Annotated in this window: 24 protein-coding genes; 4 read left to right on the top strand and 20 right to left on the bottom strand. The window is 63.7% G+C overall.

Annotation, left to right across the window (positions count from 1 at the left end; translation table 11 throughout):
* Positions 1-69: 69 nt before the first annotated feature.
* The 3 genes from AQ12_RS03095 to argS all read right to left on the bottom strand — a co-directional run bounded on the left by AQ12_RS03095 (position 70) and on the right by argS (position 3,185).
* Positions 70-723 (bottom strand): thiol:disulfide interchange protein DsbA/DsbL, encoded by a 654-nt coding sequence (locus AQ12_RS03095; RefSeq protein WP_048438382.1) that lies wholly within the window; start codon positions 721-723, stop codon positions 70-72.
* A 61-nt stretch (positions 724-784) separates the two neighbouring features.
* Entirely contained in the window at positions 785-1,501 is a 717-nt protein-coding gene (locus tag AQ12_RS03090) for an SPOR domain-containing protein (protein ID WP_048438381.1), read from the bottom strand.
* Between the two features lie 10 nt (positions 1,502-1,511).
* Positions 1,512-3,185, bottom strand: a complete 1,674-nt coding sequence (gene argS, locus AQ12_RS03085) for an arginine--tRNA ligase (RefSeq protein ID WP_048438380.1) — start codon at positions 3,183-3,185, stop codon at positions 1,512-1,514.
* Positions 3,186-3,280: 95 nt separating this feature from the next.
* On the opposite strand from argS, the gene AQ12_RS03080 reads away from it, so the two are divergent.
* A complete protein-coding gene (locus AQ12_RS03080) occupies positions 3,281-3,733 on the top strand; it encodes a PsiF family protein (RefSeq protein ID WP_048438379.1) in 453 nt (150 codons plus the stop codon).
* Between the two features lie 61 nt (positions 3,734-3,794).
* On the opposite strand, the gene AQ12_RS03075 is transcribed toward AQ12_RS03080, so the two are convergent.
* From AQ12_RS03075 to AQ12_RS03025, 11 genes are all read right to left on the bottom strand, one after another.
* Entirely contained in the window at positions 3,795-4,250 is a 456-nt protein-coding gene (locus AQ12_RS03075) for a DUF2214 family protein (protein ID WP_048438378.1), read from the bottom strand.
* Between the two features lie 11 nt (positions 4,251-4,261).
* The gene (locus tag AQ12_RS03070) at positions 4,262-5,185 is read right to left on the bottom strand and encodes a LysR family transcriptional regulator (RefSeq protein ID WP_048438377.1); all 924 of its coding nucleotides are present in this window, start codon (positions 5,183-5,185) and stop codon (positions 4,262-4,264) included.
* Positions 5,186-5,221: 36 nt separating this feature from the next.
* Complete coding sequence (cynS, locus tag AQ12_RS03065; RefSeq protein WP_048438376.1) at positions 5,222-5,665, bottom strand: cyanase; 444 nt, start codon at positions 5,663-5,665, stop codon at positions 5,222-5,224.
* Complete coding sequence (locus tag AQ12_RS03060; RefSeq protein ID WP_238587634.1) at positions 5,662-6,486, bottom strand: ABC transporter ATP-binding protein; 825 nt, start codon at positions 6,484-6,486, stop codon at positions 5,662-5,664. The genes cynS and AQ12_RS03060 overlap by 4 nt, the downstream gene beginning before the upstream one ends.
* 13 nt (positions 6,487-6,499) lie before the next feature.
* Positions 6,500-7,357: a nitrate ABC transporter permease gene (gene ntrB / locus AQ12_RS03055; protein WP_048438375.1), complete on the bottom strand. Its 858-nt coding sequence runs from the start codon at positions 7,355-7,357 to the stop codon at positions 6,500-6,502.
* Positions 7,354-8,721, bottom strand: a complete 1,368-nt coding sequence (locus AQ12_RS03050) for a CmpA/NrtA family ABC transporter substrate-binding protein (protein WP_048438431.1) — start codon at positions 8,719-8,721, stop codon at positions 7,354-7,356. Before AQ12_RS03050 ends, ntrB begins: the two co-directional genes overlap by 4 nt.
* 106 nt (positions 8,722-8,827) lie before the next feature.
* On the bottom strand, positions 8,828-9,502 hold the full coding sequence (locus AQ12_RS03045; RefSeq protein ID WP_048438374.1) for a response regulator transcription factor: 675 nt from the start codon (positions 9,500-9,502) through the stop codon (positions 8,828-8,830).
* On the bottom strand, positions 9,499-10,707 hold the full coding sequence (locus AQ12_RS03040; protein ID WP_048438373.1) for a PAS domain-containing sensor histidine kinase: 1,209 nt from the start codon (positions 10,705-10,707) through the stop codon (positions 9,499-9,501). The genes AQ12_RS03045 and AQ12_RS03040 overlap by 4 nt, the downstream gene beginning before the upstream one ends.
* Positions 10,708-10,773: 66 nt before the next feature.
* Positions 10,774-11,241, bottom strand: coding sequence for a nuclear transport factor 2 family protein (locus tag AQ12_RS03035; protein ID WP_048438372.1), 468 nt, complete (start codon positions 11,239-11,241; stop codon positions 10,774-10,776).
* A gap of 44 nt (positions 11,242-11,285) precedes the next feature.
* Complete coding sequence (locus tag AQ12_RS03030; RefSeq protein WP_048438430.1) at positions 11,286-12,485, bottom strand: CaiB/BaiF CoA-transferase family protein; 1,200 nt, start codon at positions 12,483-12,485, stop codon at positions 11,286-11,288.
* An 11-nt stretch (positions 12,486-12,496) separates the two neighbouring features.
* The gene (locus AQ12_RS03025; RefSeq protein WP_048438371.1) at positions 12,497-13,432 is read right to left on the bottom strand and encodes a hydroxymethylglutaryl-CoA lyase; all 936 of its coding nucleotides are present in this window, start codon (positions 13,430-13,432) and stop codon (positions 12,497-12,499) included.
* Positions 13,433-13,599: 167 nt separating this feature from the next.
* Between AQ12_RS03025 and AQ12_RS03020 the strand changes: the two genes are divergently transcribed.
* Positions 13,600-15,798 carry a malate synthase G gene (locus AQ12_RS03020; protein ID WP_048438370.1) on the top strand — a complete coding sequence of 733 codons (2,199 nt, stop codon included), beginning with the start codon at positions 13,600-13,602 and terminating at the stop codon, positions 15,796-15,798.
* Here AQ12_RS03020 and AQ12_RS03015 read toward each other — a convergent pair.
* Positions 15,779-16,645, bottom strand: a complete 867-nt coding sequence (locus AQ12_RS03015) for a GNAT family N-acetyltransferase (RefSeq protein ID WP_152682651.1) — start codon at positions 16,643-16,645, stop codon at positions 15,779-15,781. The two genes, AQ12_RS03020 and AQ12_RS03015, sit on opposite strands and share 20 nt — an antisense overlap.
* Before the next feature lie 59 nt (positions 16,646-16,704).
* On the opposite strand from AQ12_RS03015, the gene AQ12_RS03010 reads away from it, so the two are divergent.
* Both AQ12_RS03010 and AQ12_RS03005 read left to right on the top strand, forming a co-directional pair.
* Positions 16,705-16,923, top strand: coding sequence for a cysteine-rich CWC family protein (locus tag AQ12_RS03010; RefSeq protein WP_048438429.1), 219 nt, complete (start codon positions 16,705-16,707; stop codon positions 16,921-16,923).
* 13 nt (positions 16,924-16,936) lie between these two features.
* Entirely contained in the window at positions 16,937-17,698 is a 762-nt protein-coding gene (locus tag AQ12_RS03005; RefSeq protein ID WP_048438368.1) for a class II glutamine amidotransferase, read from the top strand.
* 187 nt (positions 17,699-17,885) lie between these two features.
* Here the strand turns inward: AQ12_RS03005 and gshB are convergent, their stop codons facing one another.
* The 5 genes from gshB to gshA all read right to left on the bottom strand — a co-directional run bounded on the left by gshB (position 17,886) and on the right by gshA (position 23,748).
* On the bottom strand, positions 17,886-18,833 hold the full coding sequence (gene gshB / locus AQ12_RS03000) for a glutathione synthase (protein WP_048438367.1): 948 nt from the start codon (positions 18,831-18,833) through the stop codon (positions 17,886-17,888).
* Between the two features lie 44 nt (positions 18,834-18,877).
* Positions 18,878-19,471 (bottom strand): DUF6064 family protein, encoded by a 594-nt coding sequence (locus AQ12_RS02995; RefSeq protein ID WP_048438366.1) that lies wholly within the window; start codon positions 19,469-19,471, stop codon positions 18,878-18,880.
* Positions 19,472-19,480: 9 nt separating this feature from the next.
* The gene (locus tag AQ12_RS02990; RefSeq protein WP_238587632.1) at positions 19,481-20,428 is read right to left on the bottom strand and encodes an aldo/keto reductase; all 948 of its coding nucleotides are present in this window, start codon (positions 20,426-20,428) and stop codon (positions 19,481-19,483) included.
* 15 nt (positions 20,429-20,443) lie between these two features.
* Entirely contained in the window at positions 20,444-22,312 is a 1,869-nt protein-coding gene (locus AQ12_RS02985) for a potassium transporter Kup (protein WP_048438364.1), read from the bottom strand.
* Between the two features lie 140 nt (positions 22,313-22,452).
* The gene (gene gshA / locus AQ12_RS02980; protein ID WP_048438363.1) at positions 22,453-23,748 is read right to left on the bottom strand and encodes a glutamate--cysteine ligase; all 1,296 of its coding nucleotides are present in this window, start codon (positions 23,746-23,748) and stop codon (positions 22,453-22,455) included.
* Between the last annotated feature and the right edge of the window lie 49 nt (positions 23,749-23,797).

Raw genomic sequence — 23,797 nt, 5'->3', positions numbered from 1 at the left:
GAATCTTGCTGCGATTGTAGCCGTCCCAATGACGGAATCACCCCGGCCAGCGGGGATTGGCAGACACGACTACCGGGTCTTGCGCGCTTCGGCCACCAGGTAGTCGGTGACTTGCAGGGCGCGGTCCATGCTGCCCGTCAGGCCGGCATCGGTATAGAACCGGCCCGCGACGCCGATGGCCGGAACGCCCTGGACCTTGTACGCATCCTGGACCTGGACGGCGCGGCGCGCCTTCGATGAAATGCCGAACGAGTTGTACAACTCGCGAAACTTCACCGCATCCACACCCTGCTTGCCGACCCAGTCGACGATGAGTGCCTCGCGGTCCAGTGGGTTGCGCTCTTCGTGGATCGCGCGGAAGACTTTTTCGTGCAGCTCGTCGAGCTTGCCCATCGCTTCGAGGGTAAAGAACAGCCGCTGCTGCGGCACCATGTCATCGCGAAAGGCCGCCGGCACCCGGCGTATCGCCACATCGGGCTGCTGGCGCTTGATCCACGAGACGAGCCGCGGCTCGAATGCGTTGCAGTGCGGGCAGCCATACCAAAAGAATTCGATGACCTCGACCTTGCCGGCGGGCGCATCGACGGGAACGCGCTTGTCCAGCGAGATGTAGTCGCCGCCGTCCTCGGGTTTCTTGCCCTGTGCGAAAACCGGGCCGGCCACTCCGAGGGCTGCAGTTGCGAACAGGCACGCAGCGCCAGCGGAAAATTCACGTCGATTCATCAGATCACTCCTTCTAGCTGAGGTGAGAGGCGGCGAGGCAGGAGAAGGTTCCGGGAACCGTCTATCGCTGGACACGAACCAGCGCCGTATCGACGCCGCTGCCTTCCAGCTTTTCCTTTTGCCGGTCGGCCTCTTCCTTCTTCTCGTAGGGACCCAGCCTGACGCGAAACACCTGGCGGCCCGACTGCTCGCGCTCGGTGATCCTGGCTTCGATGCCCATCAGTGAAAGCTTGGCCCGATGCGCCTCTGCATCTTCGGCCGTACGGAAAGCACCGACCTGAACGAAGTAGAGAAACGGATCGCCGCCGGGGCCTGTGCCGATGCGCGCCGCCGCCAGATCGCCGATCGGGTCGGAAGCAGGGCGCCCCCTGACAGCCGGAGGCACTTCTTCGGTCTTCTTCGCAGCGACCGCAGCGGAGGCTGCGCTGGCAGCCCGTCGCGCCGACGCACTGGCGACGCCTGATGCAGCCGAGGCAGCCGAAGCAGCCGATACCGGCGGAAATGCGGAAGGTGCCGGCGCAGCCACGACCGCCGATGCAGGCGCCAGGGCCCGGGCCGGGTTCTTGCCGTAGAGCGGCGCGTTCGGGTCCCAGTCCCTGTTCTTGCGCGTCTCGGCAGCGTCCTGGTCGGCGCTGCGGTTCTGGCCCTTGTTCAGAAAGGGCACGGGAACCTTGGTCACATAGACGGCCACGGCCAGGGCCGCAGCCAGGCCCAGCACCACGCCGATGATGATTCCGACGATGACCGAACCGGTTTGCTTGTTCTTCACGCGCGTCATTCCTGGATAGCTACATTTTTTGCGGAGCGCTCACGCCCAGCACAGCGAGGCCATTGTGCAACACCTGCGCCGTGGCGGCGACCAGCGCCAGCCTGGCATTTCGCACGTTTTCCTCATCGACCAGGATGCGCTCGGCATCGTAGTAGCTGTGGTAAGCCGCCGCCAGTTCGCGCAGGTAAAAGGTGACGTCGTGCGGCGCAAAATCTTCGGCGGCCGAGCGCAGCATCTCGGGGTACTTGGCCAGCTGCAGCATCAGGGCCTGGGCTTGCGGGCTGGTGAGCGGCGACAGGTCCATCTCCTTCAATGAGGATGCGTCCCCGCCCCAGGAAGCCAGCACCGAGCAGATGCGCGCATGGGCGTACTGCACGTAATAGACCGGGTTGTCGTTGTTTTTTGCGACGGCCAGGTCGACATCGAAGGTGTATTCGGTGTCGGGCTTGCGCGACACCAGGAAGAACCGTACGGCGTCCTTGCTGGTCCATTCGATCAGGTCGCGCAAGGTCACATAGCTGCCCGCGCGCTTGGAAAGCTTGACCTCTTCACCACCACGCAGCACCCGCACCATCGTGTGCAGCACGTAGTCGGGGTAGCCCTGCGGAACACCCACGCCCGCCGCCTGCAGGCCGGCGCGCACGCGCGCGATGGTGCCGTGGTGGTCGGTGCCCTGGATATTGACGACCTTGGTGAAGCCCCGCTCCCACTTGTTGATGTGATACGCCACATCAGGAACAAAGTAGGTGTACGTGCCATCGGACTTGCGCATCACGCGGTCCTTGTCGTCGCCGTAGTCGGTCGACTTCAGCCACAGCGCGCCGTCCTGCTCGTAGGTCTTGCCGGCGGCCTGCAGCAGCTGCACGGTCTTGTCCACGAGACCCCGGGTGTACAGGCTGGACTCCAGGAAGTAGTGGTCAAAGCTGACCGCAAACGCCTTCAGGTCCAGGTCCTGCTCGTGGCGCAGGTAGGCCACGGCAAACTGGCGGATCGAGTCGAGGTCTTCGACATCGCCGCTGGCGGTGAACTCGCGGTCGTCGGCCTTGACGGTCTTTTTGGCCAGGAAGTCGTTGGCGATGTCCTGGATGTATTCGCCGTTGTACGCAGCCTCGGGCCAACCCGCATCGCCTGGCTTGAGGCCCCTGGCGCGCAGCTGGGTCGAGGTGGCCAGCGTGGCGATCTGCACACCGGCATCGTTGTAATAGAACTCGCGGTGCATCTCCCAGCCCTGCGTCGCGAACAGGTTGCAGATGGCATCGCCCAGCGCCGCCTGGCGGCCGTGGCCGACGTGCAGCGGGCCGGTGGGGTTGGCCGAGACGAACTCGACCATCATGTTCTGGCCGTTGCTGCGCTGGCGCCCAAACGACTCGCCGGCAGCGAGCACTTCCCGGACGACCTGCTGCTTGGCCTCGGGTTTGAGCTTGATATTGAGAAAGCCCGGGCCAGCGATTTCCACGGACTCGACCCAGCGCTGGAACGGCGCAGTCTCCAGCAGAGCCGCGCGAAGCGCCTCGCCGACCTGCCGGGGGTTCTGCTTGAGCGGCTTGGCCAGTTGCATGGCTGCCGTACACGCGAAATCGCCATGAGCCGCCACTTTGGGCGATTCGAATGCGGCCCTATCACCCGAACCGGGGAAAAGCCGTTCCAGCCCGGCTGCAAGCGCGCCGAGCAAATCCTGTTTGACCTGAAGCATTAAGGGATTTTACGGGGGGCGGTCATCGGGTTTGGCAGCACATTCGTTATGCACCAGCCCATCGGGCGATTTGCAACCACTTAACGGAGATTTCCATGAAGAATCTGATGTCCATCGTCCTCCTGGGCTCCGCCCTGGTGTTCGGCAATACCGCCTTTGCCGCCAGCCACGCCGGCGCACCGATGGCCGGCGCGTCCGCCAAGAAGGCCGACGCTCCCAAGGCTACGCCTGCAACCCCTGCCACACCGGCAACCCCGGCAGCCGCTTCGGCTCCCAAGGCTGCTGCAACCCCGGCAACGCCAGCGACCCCTGCTGCGCCAGCGATGAACAAGCAGCAGTCCAAGATGGGTGACTGCAACGCCGACGCCAAGGAAAAGGCTCTCAAGGGCGACGAGCGCAAGAAGTTCATGAGCTCCTGCCTGAAGGGCAAGAGCGACGCGCAAAAGGCGCAGCAAGCCAAGATGGGCACCTGCAACAAGGACGCCGGCGCCAAGAAGCTCAAGGGCGACGAGCGCAAGAAGTTCATGAGCTCCTGCCTGTCTTCCTGATTTCACCTCACCCGGCAGCCATCATGGCTGCCCACCCAAGGCCCGCTCACTGCGGGCCTTTTTATTTGCCGCCGAACCCCCGCGCCAGGAACACCGCCACCAGGGGAATCAGCGCGATCAGGTGGGCCTGCACCATCACCCATTTGCGGGCCTGGCGCACTTCATCGTCGCCCGGCAGTGCGCCGCTTGCTTTCAGGGCCTTGCGCCAGCGGGCGAACATCAGCGTCGGCTTGATGGAGATCAGCCCCACCACGACAAACATCGTGAGCTTGAGGTGCAGCAGTCCGTTGGTCCAGTACCAGCCCGCACCCTTCACACCCCACCAGGTTCGCGCGAGCCCGGTCAGCAGCACGGCGACTGCTGCAATCGCATAGATCATGTCGACCTTGCCGAGCCGCTCGACGATCTTTGCGTTCATCCACTCCGGGCGGCACAGCGCGGCCTCACTGGAGATGAAGACGACCAGGGTGAGGATCGCCAGGATGTGGGCGTAGGCGAGCAGGGCTTCCAGTGTCATGAACGTCTCTTTCAGTGTCCGGCGGTCCAGAACTCCGGACGGCCATAGTTTTCCTTGAGAAAGTCGATCCACAGGCGCACCCGCAGCGGCATGTGCTTGCGCTGCGGAAAGACGGCGTAGATGCCGTTGGGCGGCGCAGCGAAGTCGGCCAGCACCTCGACCAGGTGGCCCGTCGCGATTTCGCCCTGCACCTCCCAGGTGCTGCGCCACGCGATGCCAAAGCCCGACAGGCACCAGTCGTGCAGCACCTGTCCGTCGGAGCAGTCGAGCGGTCCGGCAGGCTTGATGTGCATGACTTCGGAGCCGTCTGCGGCCGGCACGCGAAACGCCCAGCCGCGCGTCTGCGAAGCATCGCTGGACAGCGTGAGACAGTCGAACTTGGCCAGCTCTGCCGGATGCTGCGGCGTGCCGTGGCGCTTGAGATAGGCGGGCGTCGCCACGCACAGGCGCCGGTTGTCCGCCAGGCGCGCGCTCACCAGCGCCGAATCAGGCATGTCGCCGACCCGCACGGCGCAGTCGTAGCCTTCTCCTGCGAGATCGACCACGCGGTCGCTCAGGTTCAGCGAGATCGTGACGTCCTGGTGCAGTTCGCGAAAGCGCGGCACGAGCGGTGCGACATGCCGCCTGCCAAAGCCCGCCGGGGCTGTGATGCGCAGGTGCCCGCTGGCCTTGACGCCCCCGGCGCTCACGCTCGCCTCGGCATTGGAAAGGTCGGCAAGCAGACGCTGGCAATCTTCCAGGAACGCGCTGCCCTCGTGCGTCAGGCTGATGCGCCGCGTCGTGCGCATCAAGAGCTTCACACCCAGCCGCTCTTCCAGCGCGTCGAGCCGGCGACCCATGATGGCGGGCGCCACACCTTCGGCGCGGGCCGCCGCCGTCAGGCTGCCCCGCGTCGCGACCGACACAAACGATTCCAGCTGCTTGAGTTTGTCCATTGCGCCAAATTATGCGCACGGACTTTTGCAGGGCGATCAGTAGGTCTTGTACGGCAGGAACTTGCCCGACAACACCACATTGACGCGATCGCCCTTGGGGTCGGCCGTGCGCGTGATGTCCATCGAAAAATCGATCGCGCTCATGATGCCGTCGCCGAACTCCTCGTGGATCAACTCCTTGATCGTGGCGCCGTACACATTGACGATTTCATACCAGCGGTAGATGAGCGGGTCGGTCGGCACCTGGGTGGGCAGCGAGCCCTTGTAGGGGACGACCTTGAGCCACTTCTGCTCTTCTTCGCTCAATGAAAAGATGTCGCCCAGCACCCTGGCCTGCTCGTCGTTGAGCGTCATCTGTCCCAGGCAGGCGGCGGTCGTCCACTCCTTGGACTGACCCACCTTGTCGGCCACATCGGACCACTTGATGCCTTTGGAGACCTTGGTGGAGATGATCTTTTCGGTGATGTCGTTGCGGTTCATGTGGGTTCCTTTCGGGTCAGAAAATCGACGATGTGGTTGCGCAGTTCGTAGTAGCCGGCCAGGTGATGCAGCTGGGCGCGCTTGCGTTCGGGCGGCAAGGTGTTGATCACGACTTCGGCGATGCCGCCCGGGCGATAGCCGGCAGGTGATTCGTGGCCGTTGCTCATGAGCACGATGCGATCGGCCAGCAAGATGGCTTCATCGACGTCATGCGTGATCATGAAAACCGTTTGCTGCGTCTCGCGCACGATGGCGAGCAACTCGTCCTGGATGGTGCCGCGCGTGAGCGCATCGAGCGCGCCGAAGGGCTCGTCGAGCAGCAGCATCTTGGGCTGGATTGCGAACGCCCGCGCAATGCCCACCCGCTGCTTCATTCCGCCCGAGAGCTGCGACGGCTTCTTGTCGATGGCCTGCGAGAGCCCGACCATCGCGACGAAGGATTGCACATGCGCATCGACCTGCGCGGCGGTCCAGTGCGGCCAGCGCGAGCGGACGGCAAACGCAATGTTCCTGCGCACCGTGAGCCACGGCATGAGCGCATGGCTCTGGAAGACGACGCCGCGCTCCAGGCTGGGGCCGGCGACCTCGCGGCCGTCCATGAAGACATGACCGCCTGTGGCCGTATCGAGACCCGCCAGCACGTTGAGGATGGTGGTCTTGCCGCACCCTGAGTGGCCGATGATGCAGACGAATTCGCCTTTGTCTAGGGTGAATGAAACGTTGTCGAAGACGGGCTTGTCTTTCGCGAATGATTTGGAAAGCCCCTCTACCTTGAGAAAGCCCGGCAATTGGTTGTCATTGCGGACTTGATCGGCCCTCAATCCAACCCCTACCTCATTCAACATACGTCACCCACTTCTGCAAGCGCGCGAAAGCCAGGTCCAGCAGCATGCCCACAACCCCGATCACGGCGATCGCAAAGATCACATTCGTGAGCGACAGGTTGTTCCACTCGTTCCACACGAAGTAGCCGATGCCCGTGCCGCCCACCAGCATTTCGGCGGCCACGATCACCAGCCACGCAATGCCCATGCTGATGCGCATGCCCGTGAGAATCGTCGGCGCCGCGGCAGGCAGGATCACCTGGAAAGCCTTGCGCAGCGGCTTGACCTCCAGCGTGCTCGCCACATTCAGCCATTCGCGCTTGACCGACGCCACGCCAAACGCGGTGTTGATCAACATGGGCCAGACCGAGCAGATGAAGATCACGAACACGCCCGATATCGATGAGTCCTTGATGGTGTAGAGCGCCAGCGGCATCCAGGCCAGCGGCGAGATCGGCTTGAGCACCTGGATGAACGGATCGAAGGCCTTGTGCAACAGCGGCGACATCCCGATCACGAAGCCCAGCGGAATCGCCACCAGGCACGCCAGCAGAAATCCAAGCCCCACACGACCCAGCGAATGCCCGAGCTGGATTGCGACGCCCTTGTCGTTGGGGCCGTTGTCGTAGAACGGGTCGGAGAGCTGCCTGACGAACGTGGTGCCCACTTGCAGCAGCGTCGGAAAGCCAGTGGCCTTGGCGCTTGCCGCATCCTTGCCCATCATCTTGTTGTATTCGGCCTGCTCGGATGAAACCGTGCTGGCCGTCACGCTGGCAGCCGATGGCAGCGTTGCCAGATGCCACACGCCCATGAAGGCGAGCAGCAACAGCAGCGACACCAACGCCGCTTTCGCGTTAAGCGACTTCATGCCGGGTTCATCTTGCTGATGGCAAAGCTGCGGGCGTATTCCTCGGGCTTTGCAGGATCGAACTCCTTGCCCATCACCTTGAACTTGCGATACGCACCCTCGGGTGGTTTCCATCCGGCCTGCGCCATGTACTTCTTGGCGTCGGTCAGCATGAACACCTTCTCTGCGATCTGCCGGTAGTTGACGTCGCCCTTCACGTAGCCCCAGCGCTTCATCTGCGTGAGCATCCACACCGCCATGCTCTGCCACGGCACAGGGTCGAAGTTGGCGCGGTCAGGCACGTTGCGGATGTTGCCCAGTCCATCGGCGAACTTGCCCGAGAGCACCTGCGCGATCACTGTCTCGGGCTGGTTCAGGTACTGCGCCGGGGCAATCACCTTGGCGATCAGTTCGCGATCCTTCGGCTGGCTGGCCATCAGCGACGATGTGATGACCGCGCGGTAGAGCGCAGCGAATGTGTTGGGATTTTTCTGGATGAAGTCCTCGCTCACGCCGAACGCGCAGCACGGATGGCCGTCCCAGATCTCCTTGGACAGGATATGAATGAAGCCGACCTCGTCGTACACCGCGCGCTGGTTGAAAGGGTCCGGCCCGAGGAAGCCGTCGATGTTGCCCGCGCGCAAATTCGCCACCATCTCCGGTGGCGGCGTCACGCGAATCTGCACGTCGGTGTCCGGGTTGATGCCGTTCTCTGCCAGGTAGTAGCGCAGCAGGAAGTTGTGCATGCTGTATTCGAACGGCACCGCGAACTTGAAACCCTTCCAGCTCTTGGGGTCGCGCTTGTCCTTGTGCTTGACGTGCAGCGTGATGGCCTGCCCGTTGGTGTTCTGGATGGTCGCCACATTCATCGGCACCTGTGTCGATCCGAGGCCCATCGAAATCGCCAGCGGCATCGGCGACAGAAAGTGCGACGCGTCGTGTTCCCTGTTGATCATCTTGTCGCGAATCAGCGCCCAGCCCGCCGTCTTCATCAACTGCACGTTCAGGCCCTGCTGGCGATAAAAGCCCAACGGCTCGGCCATGATCAAAGGCGTTGCGCAGGTGATGGCGATGAAGCCGATCTTCAGGTCTTTCTTTTCGAGCGGGCCCTTGTCCTGCGCCATCGCCTGCAGCGCCGACATCGGCAGCACCGACGCGATCGCCGCGCGCGCGGTGTTGGCACCGACCGCTCGCAGGAAGCTGCGACGCACGCTGTCCACCGGGAACAGCGCCTTCACGAGCGACGCCTCCATGAAGTTGCATGACAGCTCTTCTTCGCTGCTACCTGTAGCCTGGCCGTGTTCGCCCGGCGCGTGGTCCTGGCCGCATGCACAGCGCAGCATCAGCGGCTTGTCGGCGTCAAAGGCATCGTAGGCATTGGTCATGGAGGCACCCTTCTCGGTTGATGCCAGCACGATTGCAAGCGCCGCGCCTGAAATCGCTCGCGCCCTCAAGTCGTCGATGCAATGTCCGTGGCGTGTAGGGGCAGCACTACACCGGCGCGCCCTTGCCCAGTCTTTCTGCGTAAAGCGCAAGCTCAACGTCGTTGCGAGTCCCGGTCTTTTCCAGGATGCGACTGCGGTAGGTGCTCACCGTATTGGGCGCGAGCTGCAGCTGGGCACCAATTTCGCTCACGCTCCGCCCCATGATGAGGAGCCGGAACACCTGGTCTTCGCGGTGCGACAGTGCCTCGGGTCCGCGTCGGCTGCCGCTCGCCCCTACAGCGCCTGCCAGCGCCTCGGCGGTCAGCGGCGTCACGAACACGCCGCCCGCGGCCACCTTGCGCACCGCGGCGATCATGTCGTCCGCGTCGGCGCTCTTGTTCAGGTAGCCCGATGCGCCCAGCTTGATGCACCTGACGGCGTACTGCTTTTCGGGATACGTGCTGAGCATGAGCACCGGCAGCAGCGGCCATCGCCGCTTCAGTTCCTGCAGCACGTCGAGTCCGTCGCGGCCGGGCATCGCGATGTCGAGCAGGACCACATCGATGCCGTTGTCGCCACCGCGTGAAGTCGCACAGGCCAGCACTTCATCACCCGTGGTGCCTTCAGCGCACACGACGATTTCAGGCGCATCGGCCAGCACCTGTTTCAGGCCCTCGCGCACGATGCGGTGATCGTCGCCGAGCAGCACGCGGATGGATGCTTCAACGGTCGTTCGGGTCATGAGCCGAGCGGCAGCACAAGCGTGAACGACGATCCGTGACCGGGCTGGCTCGCGATGGCGATGTGGCCGCCGAAATGGCGCGCACGCTCGCGCATGCCCATCACGCCATAGGCGGTCGCGGCGTCGAACGCATCGGCGCTGGCGCCAATGCCGTTGTCATCGACCGTGATGCGCAGCCACTCGCGGGTGGTGCTGATGCGCACGGCGATCCGGCTCGCCCGCGCATGGCGCCCCACGTTGCTCAGCATCTCCTGGAAGATGCGAAACACCGCCATCGCCGCAGGCCCCGGCAGGTCCGGCGCTTCTTCCGCGCGCGAGTCCCAATCGAGCTCCAGTTCGGCCGACTGCACGAACTCGTGAGCCTGCCACTCGAGCGCGGCCCACAGGCCCTGATGATCGAGGATGCTGGGGCGCAGGTCGGTGATGATGCGGCCCACGTTGTCGACCGCGTTCTCGATCAGGCGGCTCATGTTCTGGCACTTGCTGCGCATGCGCTCTCGCATGTCCTGCGCCTCTTGCGCCTGGCGGCGCGGCTGCTCGGACAAGCGCTTGTCCAGCCAGTTCACATCCATCTTGAGCGCGACCAGGAGGCTGCCCAGTTCGTCATGCACTTCGCGCGCGATGCGGGTGCGTTCTTCCTCGCGGATCTTCTCCGAATAGGCGGCAAGTTCGCGCTGGCGCTCCAGCGCCTGAGACAGTTCGTGCGTGCGCTCGGCGACGCGCACTTCGAGCGAGGTCTTGGCCAGTTGCAAGGCATCGGCTGCGCGTTTGCGTTCGGTGATATCAACGAAGGTGATCACCGCGCCGAGCACCGAATCGCCTTCCATGATGGGATAACTCGAATACTCGACCGCAAACGCGGTCGCGTCCCTGCGCCAGAACACCTCGGTGTCCAGGCGGCACGGCAGGCCGCGACGAAACGCATTGAAGATCGGGCACTCGCTGTCGGGATAGTGAGAACCATCGGCGTGCGAGTGATGGGTGAGCTCGTGCATGTTGCGCCCCAGCACCTCGTCCGGCTCGAAGCCGATCATCCGTGCGCCTGCGCGGTTGATGAACATGCAGTTGCCGCCCAGGTCCACGCCGAAGATGCCTTCACCTGTCGATTCGAGCAGCAGCTCCAGCTGGTTCTTCCACAAGGGCTGGGACACGGGCCCCGCAGGAACATCGAACGTGTCGAGGAGTTGGAGGGCACCGGCAGGCATGTGGCTTGCAATGCAATGCCTGTGCCAGATTGGTGCGGCGCGGGCTGGTGAAATCCCTCGGTGTGCTCAGAGCCCCAGGTCGCTCAATCCCGGATGGTCGTCGGGCCGCCGGCCCAGCGGCCAATGAAACAGGCGCTGCGCTGCGCCGATGGGCAGGTCGTTGATGCTGGCAAAGCGCAACCGCATGAAGCCATGCTCGTCGAACTCCCAGTTCTCGTTGCCGTAGCTGCGATACCACTGGCCCGTCGGTTCGTGGCTCTCATAGGCAAACCGCACCGCAATGCGATTGCCGCCGAACGTCCACAGCTCCTTGATGAGGCGGTAGTCGAGTTCCCGCGCCCACTTGCGCTCCAGGAAGCTGCGCACCTCTGCGCGCCCCACCGGAAACTCGCCGCGATTGCGCCAGCGCGTGTCTTCGGTATAGACCTGCACGACCCGAGCGGGGTCGCGCGTGTTCCAGGCGTCCTCGGCCATGCGCACTTTCTGCGTGGCAGATTCGAAGGTGAACGGTGGCAGCGGCGGTTTGGATTCCATCTGCCTGCTCGAAGCAGGTTGCGTGCCTGAGCCAGTCGTTCAGATCACGTCGCACCCGCGATGACGCCCGATGCAGCCAGCGCCGCAATCGCAGCCGCGTCGTAACCGATCTCCGCCAGCAACTCATGCGTGTGCTGCCCCATTGCCGGGGGCTGCGAACGAATGCCCAGCCGCTCGCCGTCCAGCATCAGGGGCAACAAGGGCACCTTCGTTTCGCGGCCGTCCGGCAAGGTCAGGGGCGCAAGACCGCCGGTGGCGTTCAGGTGCGGATCGTCAAAGAGGTCTTCGGGCCGCGTGATCGGCGCGAACGGCAGTCCGTTCTTTTCGAACACCGCACTCAACTCCGCCGCCGAGTGATCGGCCAGCCGCGATCGCAGGATGGGCATCATCCAGTCGCGCGCCTGGACGCGATCGTTGTTGGTCTTCAGGCGCGGATCGACGAAGAGATCACCGAAGCCGAACGCCTCGCAAAACACCTTCCACTGCGAATCGCTGACGGCTGCGAGAAAGATCTGCTCGCCGCCCTTCACCGTGAACACGTCGTACACCGCCCACGCGGAGATGCGCCCCGGCATCGGCGCTGCGGGTTGGCCCGTCACCGCGAACTGCATCATGTGTTGCGCGACCAGGAAGACGTTGTTTTCGAACAATGCGCTTTGCACTTCCTGCCCCACGCCGGTCTTCTCGCGTTGCGCCAATGCAGCCATTGCACCGATCGCGCCGAACATGCCGCCCATCATGTCGTTGACGCTGGCGCCCGCTCGCAAGGGGTCGCCGGGCCGTCCGGTCATGTAGGCGAGGCCGCCCATCATCTGCACCACTTCATCGAGCGCAGTGCGGTGGTCGTAAGGGCCGGGCAGGAAGCCCTTGTGGCTGATGTAGATGAGGCGCGGGTTGGTTTGCCTGAGCGTCTCGTAGTCGAGCCCCAGCTTTTTCATCGTGCCCGGCTTGAAGTTCTCGCTCACGATGTCGGCGGTGGCCACCAGCCGCTGCGCCGCCGCGCGACCCTCGGGCTTTTGCAGGTCGAGCGCAATGCTCTTCTTGTTGCGATTGAACAGCGGATAAAAGCCCGCGCCCGAGCCGAGCAGGCGGCGCGTGTTGTCACCTGCCACCGGCTCGACCTTGATGACTTCGGCGCCCAGGTCGGCCAGCACCATGCCGCAGGTCGGACCCATCACCATGTGCGTGAATTCGACGATGCGGATACCCGCATACGGAAGCTTGCTCGAAGTGCCTGTTGTCATGTCGTCTGTCTTCATGAAAGGTGTCCGCGAAATCCCCTGGGCAACCCGGCCTCGGGCGTCATGCCGTACACCGGCTCGCCGGGAAGGCCGGCCATCAATGGCGCGCGGGCCGCGATCAGTTTCTCGATGTCGATACCTGTGCGCAGTCCCATCGCTTCGAACATGAACACGAGGTCTTCGGTGACCACGTTGCCGGACGCCCCGGGTGCGTACGGGCAGCCGCCCAATCCGCCCAGCGACGAGTCGAAGGTGCGCACGCCCACATCCCAGGCCGCCAGGCAGTTGGCCAGCCCGAGCCCGCGCGTGTTGTGCATATGGGCCGCGCCCGCGCGCTCGCCGATCTCTGCGCGAAGGCGCGTGAACAGCCTGCGGACCTGCGCTGGATTGGCCATGCCGGTCGTATCGGACAAGCCCACTTCATCGACGCCCGATTGCACCAGTTGCGCAGCCAGAGCGATCACATCGTCTTCGGCCACCTCGCCCTGGATCGTGCAACCGAACGCCGTCGACATGCCGACTTCGACCGGCACCTTTGGCGCGCTTTCGTTTCGCCAGCGGACGATGCCGCGCACTTCTTCGACCATCTGTTCGCGCGTCTTGCGCACGTTCGCCAGCGAGTGCGCCTGGCTGGCCGACACCGGAATGGTGATCTTGTGAACGCCCGCCTCCAGCGCCGCCTGAGCGCCGCGCAGATTCGGGACCAGGGCCATCACCGTCAGGCCGGGAAGCCCGACGGCATGCTTGACGACGGCGGCAGCATCGGCCATCTGCGGCAGGAGCTTCGCGGGCACGAACGACGCCACTTCGATTTCGCGCAAGCCCGCTGCGTAGAGCGCGTCAATCCACTTGAACTTGTCGGCGGTCGGCATCACGCCGCTCACCGACTGCAAGCCGTCGCGCGGGCCGACTTCGCTGATCGTCACTGTATGAAGGTCGCTTTGCTGCATCTGCGCACCCTACCACCGGAAACTACCGTGGCGATTACGTCTGTTTAAGTCATGGATAAATCAATGTGGCCGCTATTAATGGTCGTCAAAGTATCCAATACAGTACGGACACCAGCCGGGCATTGCCCGTGCTTTTCGTTTTGTTGCCACCGCCAGGAGAGAGATTCATGACCGACCGCACGACCATTCACGGCCTGCAAGTTGCCACCGAGCTGTACCGCTTCATCGAAGACAAGGCACTGCCGGGCACCGGCGTGGACAGCGCCACCTTCTGGAAGGGATTCGACGCCATCGTCGCCGACCTCGCGCCCAAAAACGTCGCGCTGCTGGCCGAGCGCGATCGCCTGCAGACCGAACTCGATACCTGGCACCAGGCCAACCCTGGGCCGATCCTGGATATGGCGGCCTATCGACGCTTCCTGGAGAACATCGGTTACCTGGTTGCGCCGCCCACCGGCGCCAAGGCGACGACGACCAACGTCGATGCAGAACTCGCCATTCAGGCCGGACCGCAACTGGTCGTGCCGATTCTCAATGCGCGCTATGCCTTGAACGCCGCAAACGCGCGCTGGGGCTCGCTCTATGACGCGCTCTACGGCACCGACGCGATACCCGAGACCGACGGCGCTGGACGCGCAGGCGGCTACAACCCGGTTCGCGGCGCCAAGGTCATCGCCTATGCGCGCCAGGTGCTCGACAACGCCGCCCCGCTGGCTTCCGGCTCGCATGCCGACGCTACCGGCTACAGCATCGAAGGCGGTGCGCTCAAGGTCGCGCTCAAGGGCTGCGCATCCACCGGCTTGAAGGATGCATCCCAGTTCGCCGGCTACCAGGGCGATGCGGCAGCGCCGTCATCGGTGCTGATCCAGCACAACGGCATCCACATCGACATCCAGATCGACCGCACCACCGCGATCGGCAAGAGCGACGCAGCAGGCGTGAGCGACCTCGTGATGGAAGCGGCGCTCTCCACCATCCTGGACCTCGAAGATTCGGTGGCCGTGGTCGATGCGCAGGACAAGGTCGTCGCGTATGCGAACTGGCTGGGCATCCTGCAAGGCACGCTGACCGAGCAGGTGAGCAAGGGCGGCAAGACCTTCACGCGCGGCCTCAACCCGGATCGCGTCTACAAGGGGCCGAGCGGCGGCCAAGTCACGCTGCACGGCCGCTCGTTGCTCTTCGTGCGCAACGTGGGCCACCTCATGACCAATCCTGCCGTGCTCTATGGCGGCGGCAAGGAAATCCCCGAGGGCATTCTCGACGGCGTGATCACGACGCTGATTGCCATCCACGATCTGAAGCGCAAGGACCCGGGCATCATCCGCAACTCGCGCACCGGCTCGGTCTACATCGTCAAGCCCAAGATGCACGGCCCCAAGGAAGTGGCGTTTGCATCCGAGCTGTTTGCCCGCGTCGAATCGCTGGTGGGCCTGCCGGCCAACACCGTGAAGCTGGGCATCATGGACGAAGAGCGCCGCACCAGCGTCAACCTGCGCGCGTGCATCGAGGCAGCGTCGGCGCGCGTCGCCTTCATCAACACCGGCTTTCTCGACCGCACTGGCGACGAGATGCACACCGCCATGCTCGCAGGCCCCATGTTCCGCAAGGGCGACATGAAGGCCAGCGCGTGGATTCAGTCGTACGAGAAGAACAATGTGGCGGTCGGCCTGGCTTCGGGGCTTCGTGGCCGCGCGCAGATCGGCAAGGGGATGTGGGCGATGCCTGATCTGATGGCTGCGATGCTCGAACAAAAGATCGGCCATCCCAAGGCGGGTGCGAACACGGCATGGGTGCCATCGCCCACCGCAGCCACGCTGCATGCGCTGCACTATCACCAGGTCAATGTTGCGCAGATCCAGAAGGACATGGAAGGCGCGCTGAGTGCTGACGCCGACCATGACGCGTTGCTCGCCGGCCTGCTGCAGATCCCGGTCGTGACCGAAGCGAAGTGGACCGCCGACGAGCGCCAGCAGGAACTGGACAACAACACGCAGGGCATCCTGGGCTATGTGGTGCGCTGGATCGACCAGGGCGTGGGCTGCTCCAAGGTGCCGGACATCCACAACATCGGCCTGATGGAAGACCGCGCAACGCTGCGCATCAGCAGCCAGCACATCGCCAACTGGCTCAGGCACGGCGTGGTGACGCACGAGCAGGTCAAGGCGACCTTCGAGCGCATGGCCGCGGTGGTGGACAAGCAGAACGCAGGCGATCCGCTGTACAAGAACATGGCTGGCAACTTCGAGACGTCGGCGGCTTACAAGGCGGCTTGCGATCTGGTGTTCAAGGGCCTGGAGCAGCCAAGCGGCTACACCGAACCGTTGCTGCACGCATGGCGGTTGAAGGTCAAGGCGGGGACGGCGTAAGCGCCTTGCGCATCAGCACCTGGTGCAGCGGCTGGCGCACGAAGCCCATTTTCTCCAGCGCCTCGCCGCCCACATCGGGTCGCTGCAATTGCGGCACCACGATGCGGTGGCGCGGGTGATCTTCAATCAGCGCAGCGATCAGCGCCTTGGCATCGGCCTGCGCGGGGTCGGCATCGACAAGGCTCTGGATGGTGAGCGCTTCAGGCCCCGTCTCCACATAGACGATCACCGCATCGCCGCAGCGCATCGCGTGCAAGGTCCCTTCGACGGCGCGCAGCGATGCGGGCGTCACCTGCAGCGGCAGGTTGCACAGCCTGAAGTCCACCGCATCGATGAAGCCGAACGCGTCGCCCAGGTCGATCATGTCGACATCTGCGGTGGATACGGCCGCATCGACCGGCGCGCGGCCTTCGCGCACGTAACCGTACAAGGGCGAGATTGCTTCGAACCCGCGGCTGGTGTACAGGCGCAAGGCGCGCTCGTTCTGCGCGAAGCATTCCAGCTCCACCCACTCCACCTGCGCAGCACGGGCGCGCTCGATGAAGTCATCGAGCAACGCGGGTGCGGCGCCGCTGCCACGCGCAGAGCGAATCGCGCCCATCGTGGCGAGCCGCCATGCGGCGATGCGCGGGCGGGGCGCCACCAGCGCGAATGCAATCACATCACCCCGGCGCATGGCGACGCGGCTTTGTGTCAGCTCGATGGTGTGCCGCTCCAGGAACTGAGGCCACTGGTCCAGCCCGAGCGTGAACGGGCCGATCAGGTAGTCGGCAAACGCTTCGCGGAAAGCGCCATGCAGGATGCCAGCGTCGATGTGGCTGGCGGGGCGGATCTCGTACTCAGGCATGCCGCTAGTATCGCGCTGCGCGCAGCCCAACGCCCGGCACCGTGGCCTACACTGGCACGATGAATGCCTTTCGAGCCGCGCAATGCCCCCTGTGCGGCGAGCTCAACCGCTGCGCCATGGAGATCGAACGCCAGACCCGCGTCGCGCAGCCGAACTGCTGGTGCATGCAGGTTGACTTCAGCGCCGAACTGCTGGCCAGCGTCCCCTCGGCGGCAAAGAACAACGCGTGCATCTGCGAAACCTGCGCGCGGGCAGCCGCACGGCTCGATACAACCTGACCACAACCAGACCATGTGCCAACTTCTCGGAATGAACTGCAACACGCCGACGGACGTGACGTTCAGCTTCAGCGGCTTCGCCCAGCGCGGCGGTCGCACCGACCATCACGCCGATGGCTGGGGCATTGCGTTTTTTGAAGGCGCGGGCTTGCGTCATTTTGTGGATCACCAACCGGCATGCGATTCGCCGGTGGCCGAGCTGATCCGGCGTTATCCGATCAAGAGCCGCAACGTGATCTCGCATATCCGCAAGGCGACGCAAGGCGCCGTGTCGCTGGAGAACTGCCACCCGTTCGTGCGCGAATTGTGGGGCCGCTATTGGGTCTTCGCGCACAACGGCAACCTGGAGAACTTCCACCCGCGCCTGCATTCGAGCTTCCGCCCAGTCGGCGCGACAGACAGTGAGCGCGCCTTTTGCTGGCTGATGCAGGAGCTGGCGAAGTCGCATGCGGGTGTGCCCGATATTGCCGAACTCACGCTGACCTTGCGCGAACTGACGCCGCAGATTGCAAAGCACGGCACGTTCAACTTTCTGTTGTCGAATGGGCAGGCGCTGTGGGCGCACTGCTCGACCAACCTGTTCTTTGTCGAGCGCAAGCACCCGTTCGCGCACGCGCACCTGGCCGATGAAGACATGAGCATTGATTTCGCCCGCAACACCACACCGCAGGACAAGGTGGCGGTGGTGGTGACTGCGCCGCTCACGACGAATGAAGCCTGGACGCAGTTCGCGCCGGGCGAGTTGCGCGTGTTTGTGGATGGGGCGGTGGCCTGAACCAGCTGGTCATGCCGGACCCGAAGCGGGGACAGCGCTCGATCGAAGATGGATTGCGGGTCGAGCCCGCAATGACAGTCAGGTGGGCTGTCATGCCGGACTCGATCCGGCATCCACCGCGAAGCGGACACGGCGACCGATCGGAAATGGATTGGGGGTCGAGTCCGCCATGACAGCGGGTTGAACGCTACGCCGCTTTCGCGGCCTCCAGCGCATCCAGAAACATCGCAGGCACATCGAACCCGGTCTGCTGCGTGATTTCCTGAAAGCAGGTCGGGCTCGTGACATTGATCTCCGTCAGCGAATCACCGATCACATCCAGTCCCACCAGCAGCAACCCGCGCGCCGCGAGCTTGGGGCCGATGGCATTGGCAATTTCAAGGTCGCGCGCCGACAGCGCCTGCGCAACGCCCTTGCCGCCTGCCGCCAGGTTGCCGCGCACCTCGGTGCCCTGCGGAATACGCGCCAGGCTGAACGGCACGGGCTTGCCGCCGATCACCAGCACGCGCTTGTCGCCCAGCGTGATCTCGGGCACGAAGCGTTGCACCATCAGACTGGTCGCGCCATCGCGATTGAGCGTCTCGGTGATGGAGCCCAGGTTCAGCCCGTCCGCCTTCACCCGATAAATGCCCATGCCACCCATGCCGTCGAGCGGCTTGAGGATGATGTCGTGATGCTCTGCGTGAAAGCGCCGCACTTCCTGCGCATCGCGTGTGACAAGCGTGGGGCTGCAGAACTGCGCGAACTCCATGATCGCGAGTTTTTCAGGGTGGTCACGCAGCGCGGCCGGCTTGTTGAACACAGCCACGCCTTCGCGCTCGGCCTGTTCCAGCAGATGTGTCGCGTAGAAATATTCGCTGTCAAACGGCGGGTCCTTGCGCATGATGACGGCGTCGAAGTCTTTCAGGGCCTTCACACCTTCGTGCGTGACGATGAACCAGTCGTCGTCAACGCCCGTGAGCCTGATCTCGCGCACCTGCGCGGTCACGACTCCTCCAGAGCGCCAGCTGATGTGGCGTGGCTCGCAAGCGGCAACCGAATGACCGCGGCGCTGCGCCTCACGCATCATGGAATAGGTTGTGTCCTTGTACGTCTGGAAGACTTCCAGCGGATCAGCGACGAAGAGAATTTTCATGCGTTCTACTGTTGCACAAAAAAGGTGTCTTCGCCCGTTTCGGGCTATTGCAGGTGCAGCAACCTGAGCATCGTCCAGCCGATGACCAGCGAGAGCAAGGGAATGCCCAGCAGCAATCCACGGCGCGTGGTTCGCGTGGCCACCAGCAACCCCGCAGTGGCGAGCGCGGTGGGCTCAGGCATCAATCCGGCAAACTCTGCCCTTGCAAGAGAACCCCCGAGAAGCGCCGTCACTGCGGGATACGCGATCACCGCGACCAGCGCCACGACGACACCCGCCCATCGCGTCCGGACCGACGGCTCCGCACGCAAGCCCGGTCGCAAGGCCACGCCCAGCAACAGCATTGCCTGCACCCAGAACGCCCATGCCAGGTAGCGCGCGCCCCAGTTGATCGGTGCAAACAACTGCCAGTGAAACTGCCACCCCACACTGAACCAGGCCACGGCCAGCACGGCCCCGGTTACCGGTACCGCCAGTGGCTTGCGTGCGGCGACCATCCACACCAGCAACAGGCCCGCCGCCATGACGATGACTTGCCACGGCCATGCGTCGGCATTGAGGCGCTCGACCAGCCGCCAGTAGGTGGCAGCCGAGAACATGAGAAAGTCCGACAGTTCGTAGCTCGACCACTCGGACACACGCGACTTTCAGAGTTTGCCGATGTGATCGGCAATGCGCTTTCGAAACGCTTCATCGGGCATGGCGCCCGACGCGGCTGCGAGGTTTTCGCGTACGTGCGCCACCTGGCGCGTCGCAGGAATCACGCAGGTGACCGCTGGATGCGAGACGATGAACTTGATGACCAGCTGCGCCCAGCTCGTGCATCCGATGTCGGCGGCCCACGCAGGAAGGGGATGCGCCTGCAGCTTGCGCAGCAGCTGGCCTTCGCGAAACGGGCGGTTCACGAGCACCGCGATGCGCCGCTCCTGCGCCAGCGGCAGCAATTTCTGTTCGACCTCGCGGTCCAGCGGGTTGTAGGTGAGCTGGATGAAATCGAGCTTGTGGCCACGCATGATCGCTTCGAAGTCCGCGTGACGACGGCCCTCTGATGTCGTGATGCCGACATAGCGCAATTGCCGCGCCGCCTTCATCGCCTGCAGCATCGGCAGGTGTTCTTGCCAGGCCAGCAGGTTGTGTACCTGCAGCAGGTCGAATCGCGGGACTTGCCAGAGCGCCTGCGATTGCCTGATCTGTGCGGGTCCATCCGATGAGGTCCAGACCTTCTCGGCAGAGATCAGCGAGCCAGGCATGCCAAGCTTGCGCAGGCCCTCTCCGATCACGCCTTGCGAAGAGCCGTACATCGGTGATGAGTCGACCAGGCGTCCGCCCGCCGCGAAGAAGGCTCGAAGCACTTGCGCGCATTGGTCGCGAGCGGCCGAGTCGTTGCCCACATTGAAAGTGATCCAGGTGCCCAGGCCCACGGCAGGAATCTGCTCGCCGGAAGAAGGCACGGTCTTGAGCAGCACGGCGGCTTTCGCGGGTGCGGGTGTGGGTCCAGGTGCGGGTGCGGTCGCGCTCGGCTGCGCGTGCAGCGTTGACACCGCAGGAAGCGCCGTGAACGCCGGCGCCATCTGGAGAAATGCTCGCCGCTTCATGCAGCCAAGCTTAAGTCAGATCTCGATCTTGGACCCAAGCTCAACCACCGAATTGTTCGGCAGCCGCAGGAAGTCAGCCGCGCCGCTGGCGTTGTGGTGCATCTGCGCAAACAGCTTTTCGCGCCAGGGCGCCATGCCCCCGCCAATGCTTGGGATCACCGTGTCACGCGAGAGGAAGTAGCTGGTGGTCATGGCTTCGATCTCGCAACCGCGTCCACGAATCTGCTCAAGCGCCCGCGGCACGTCGGGGTCGTTCTTGAAACCGTAATGCAGCACGACCTGCCAGCAGCTGTGTCCCAGAGGCTCGATCTCCACGCGCTTGCCGATGCCGATCCACGGCACCTCGTGATTCTTCACCGTGACAAACAGGTTGTTCTCGTGCAGCACCTTGTTGTGCTTGAGGTTGTGCAGGAGCGCATTGGGCACAGTGCCGGTTTCTGCCGTGAGGAAAACCGCTGTCCCTTCGACGCGCGTGGGCGGACTGACGAACACGGCTTCGAGAAAGCTCGGCAGGTCGATCGCATCGGACTTGATCTTGGCGTTGAGAATCGCGCGGCCCTGCTTCCAGGTCATCATCAGCGTGAAAATCATGCCGCCGATCGCGAGCGGAAACCAGCCGCCCTGCAGCAGCTTGAGGGCGTTCGACAGGAAGAAGGTTAGATCGACGACAAAGAACCAACCCGTCGCCGCAATGCACAGCGCCAGCGGGTACTTCCAGCCGTAGCGAATCACAAAGAAGGTCAGCACCGTGGTGATGAGCATGTCGAGCGTGACGGCGATGCCGTAGGCGGCAGCCAGTGCGCTGGACGAACGGAAGAACAGCACTGCCAGCACGATGGCCACGAACAGTCCCCAGTTCACGGCCGGGATATAGATCTGACCGGTGTCGCGCACGCTGGTGTGCTGGATGTTCAGCCGCGGCAAGTAGCCCAGCTGGATCACCTGCTTGGTCACGCTGAACGCGCCCGTGATGAGCGCCTGCGATGCAACCACACCGGCAGCCGTCGCCAGCACCACCAGCGGCAGCTGCGCCCAGTCAGGCGCCATCAGGAAGAACGGGTTCTTCACGGCATCCGGGCGCTCCAGCAGAAGCGCGCCCTGGCCGAAATAGTTGAGCACCAGCGCCGGCATGACCACGCTGAACCATGCAATGCGAATCGGTCGCTTGCCAAAGTGCCCGAGGTCGGCGTAGAGCGCTTCGGCACCGGTTACGCACAGCACCACGGCCCCCAGGATGATGAAGGTCGTGCCCGGGTTGCGCACCATGAACATCACGGCGTAATGCGGGCTGAGCGCGTAAAGAATTTCAGGGTGACGCAGGATGTGCGAGATGCCCAGCAGCGCGAGTACCGCGAACCACACCAGCGTGACCGGGCCAAAGAACCGGCCGATGCCACTGGTGCCGCGTTTTTGCACGGCGAACAGGCAAAACAGCACGATGAGCGTGAGCGGGACGACCCAATCCTTGAACCTCGGCGAAACCACTTCCAGGCCTTCTATCGCCGACAGCACCGTGATCGCAGGGGTGATGACGCCGTCGCCGTAAAAAAGCGAGGTGCCGAAGATGCCCACCGCCAGCAGCCACTTGCGCAGCTCCGGCTTGTCTTTGACGGCTTGCGATGCCAGGGCCAGCATCGCGATCAATCCGCCTTCGCCGTTGTTGTCGGCGCGCAGCACCAGCACCACGTACTTGATCGAGACGATGACCGTCAGCGTCCAGAAAAAGAGGGAGAGGATGCCGTAGACGTTGGCGATCGTGAACGGCACATGGCCGGACCCGAAAACTTCCTTGACGGCGTACAGGACGCTGGTGCCGATATCGCCGTAGACGACACCGATGGCGCCAATGGTTAGCGCCGCGAGCGAAGATTTTGACTTTTGCACAAGTGCCCCGCCTTGCCGGCCGTGGCCGATACGGGGTGGGTTCTTTTGGGACCGCTATTGTGCGCCTGCGCCTGCCCCGAAACCATCCATGTTGCAGTGCAGCAACGCGGTTGGACCGGCCGGTCTATTTCAGCGCGGGCTCAATCGTAGGTCTCTGCGTCCGGGTCGGTGGCTTCGAGTTCGTAGCTCGCGGCGAGCATGGCAAGCCGCCCGATCACGCCATACATATAGAAGCGGTTCGGCGCGCTGGCACCAGGAGTTTCACCGGGCTGAGGTAAGCGCGTACTCTCGGCAAAGGCCAGCGGGGCAAAGCTGGAGCCGGGCGCGTTCAGGTTCTCATCCACCCCGCGATCGGCATGCACCCGGTAGAAGCCGCCCACCACGTAGCGGTCCATCATGTACACGACAGGCTCGGCCACCGCATCGTTGACGCGTTCGTTGGTGAGCACGCCTTCCTGGATGATGACCTGGTGAATCGGCTGGCCGTCCTTGTTGACGTCCATCTTGTTGCGGGTCTTCAGGCTGAGCTGGTCGAGGTCCTTCACGTCGCGCACGGTCATGATGCCCATGCCAGACGTGCCGTTGTCGGCCTTGACCACCACGAACGGCTTCTCGTTGATGCCGTATTCCTTGTACTTCTTGCGGATCTTGGTCAGCAGCGCATCGACGTTGGTCGTGAGGCACTCCATGCCCGAACTGTCGGCGAAATTCACCTCGCCGCACATATTGAACATCGGGTTGATGAGCCACGGATCGATGCCCAGCAGCTTGCCAAAGCGCTTGGACACCTCTTCATAGCTCTTGAAGTGGTTGCTCTTGCGCCGCACCGACCAGCCCGCGTGCAAGGGCGGCAGCAGGTACTGCTCATGGATGTCTTCCAGGATGCCGGGAATGCCGCTGGACAGGTCGTTGTTGAGCAGGATCGTGCAGGGATCGAAGTCTTTCAGGCCCAGGCGGCGCTTGGTGCGCACCACCGGCTCCAGCAGCACCGCGCCGCCACCGGGCAGCTTGATGGAGGTCGGCTCCTTGATGTCCGGGTCGATCGAGCCGATGCGCACATTGAGCCCGGCCATGTGAAAGATGCGCTGGAGCTGCGCCAGGCTGGACAGATAGAACGTGCTGTGGGTGTTGTTCTCGGGGATCACCAGCAGGTTCTTGGCCTCGGGGCAGATCTTTTCGATGGCAGCCATCGCCGATTGCACCGCCAGCGGCAGCATCTCGGGTGTGAGGTTGTTCCAGCCGCCGGGGTACAGGTTGGTGTCGACCGGCGCCAGCTTGAAGCCCGCATTGCGAATGTCCACCGAGCAATAGAACGGCGGCGTGTGCTCCATCCATTCGAGGCGAAACCAGCGCTCGATGGCGGGCATGGAGTCGAGCACCCGCTGCTCGAGCTCGTTGATGGGGCCTGTCAGGGCAGTGATGAGATGGGGAACCATGGCCCTATTGCCTTCGTGTTTTTCTTGACTGAATTGTAGGGATTTGAGG

This window comes from Caenimonas sp. SL110, from assembly GCF_001044395.1.
Taxonomy (GTDB): domain Bacteria; phylum Pseudomonadota; class Gammaproteobacteria; order Burkholderiales; family Burkholderiaceae_C; genus Ramlibacter.
Note: the sequence above shows the minus strand (reverse complement) of the source record. Positions and strands in the feature narration are given on the sequence as shown.

Excerpts from the sequence above, each read along its gene's own strand:
- AQ12_RS03095 (WP_048438382.1), bottom strand. The coding sequence starts at position 723 with ATGAATCGACGTGAATTTTCCGCTGGCGCTGCGTGCCTGTTCGCAACT.
- AQ12_RS03090 (WP_048438381.1), bottom strand. The coding sequence starts at position 1,501 with ATGACGCGCGTGAAGAACAAGCAAACCGGTTCGGTCATCGTCGGAATC.
- argS (WP_048438380.1), bottom strand. The coding sequence starts at position 3,185 with ATGCTTCAGGTCAAACAGGATTTGCTCGGCGCGCTTGCAGCCGGGCTG.
- AQ12_RS03080 (WP_048438379.1), top strand. The coding sequence starts at position 3,281 with ATGAAGAATCTGATGTCCATCGTCCTCCTGGGCTCCGCCCTGGTGTTC.
- AQ12_RS03075 (WP_048438378.1), bottom strand. The coding sequence starts at position 4,250 with ATGACACTGGAAGCCCTGCTCGCCTACGCCCACATCCTGGCGATCCTC.
- AQ12_RS03070 (WP_048438377.1), bottom strand. The coding sequence starts at position 5,185 with ATGGACAAACTCAAGCAGCTGGAATCGTTTGTGTCGGTCGCGACGCGG.
- cynS (WP_048438376.1), bottom strand. The coding sequence starts at position 5,665 with ATGAACCGCAACGACATCACCGAAAAGATCATCTCCACCAAGGTCTCC.
- ntrB (WP_048438375.1), bottom strand. The coding sequence starts at position 7,357 with ATGAAGTCGCTTAACGCGAAAGCGGCGTTGGTGTCGCTGCTGTTGCTG.
- AQ12_RS03050 (WP_048438431.1), bottom strand. The coding sequence starts at position 8,721 with ATGACCAATGCCTACGATGCCTTTGACGCCGACAAGCCGCTGATGCTG.
- AQ12_RS03045 (WP_048438374.1), bottom strand. The coding sequence starts at position 9,502 with ATGACCCGAACGACCGTTGAAGCATCCATCCGCGTGCTGCTCGGCGAC.
- AQ12_RS03040 (WP_048438373.1), bottom strand. The coding sequence starts at position 10,707 with ATGCCTGCCGGTGCCCTCCAACTCCTCGACACGTTCGATGTTCCTGCG.
- AQ12_RS03035 (WP_048438372.1), bottom strand. The coding sequence starts at position 11,241 with ATGGAATCCAAACCGCCGCTGCCACCGTTCACCTTCGAATCTGCCACG.
- AQ12_RS03030 (WP_048438430.1), bottom strand. The coding sequence starts at position 12,485 with ATGACAACAGGCACTTCGAGCAAGCTTCCGTATGCGGGTATCCGCATC.
- AQ12_RS03025 (WP_048438371.1), bottom strand. The coding sequence starts at position 13,432 with ATGCAGCAAAGCGACCTTCATACAGTGACGATCAGCGAAGTCGGCCCG.
- AQ12_RS03020 (WP_048438370.1), top strand. The coding sequence starts at position 13,600 with ATGACCGACCGCACGACCATTCACGGCCTGCAAGTTGCCACCGAGCTG.
- AQ12_RS03015 (WP_152682651.1), bottom strand. The coding sequence starts at position 16,645 with ATGCCTGAGTACGAGATCCGCCCCGCCAGCCACATCGACGCTGGCATC.
- AQ12_RS03010 (WP_048438429.1), top strand. The coding sequence starts at position 16,705 with ATGAATGCCTTTCGAGCCGCGCAATGCCCCCTGTGCGGCGAGCTCAAC.
- AQ12_RS03005 (WP_048438368.1), top strand. The coding sequence starts at position 16,937 with ATGTGCCAACTTCTCGGAATGAACTGCAACACGCCGACGGACGTGACG.
- gshB (WP_048438367.1), bottom strand. The coding sequence starts at position 18,833 with ATGAAAATTCTCTTCGTCGCTGATCCGCTGGAAGTCTTCCAGACGTAC.
- AQ12_RS02990 (WP_238587632.1), bottom strand. The coding sequence starts at position 20,428 with ATGAAGCGGCGAGCATTTCTCCAGATGGCGCCGGCGTTCACGGCGCTT.
- gshA (WP_048438363.1), bottom strand. The coding sequence starts at position 23,748 with ATGGTTCCCCATCTCATCACTGCCCTGACAGGCCCCATCAACGAGCTC.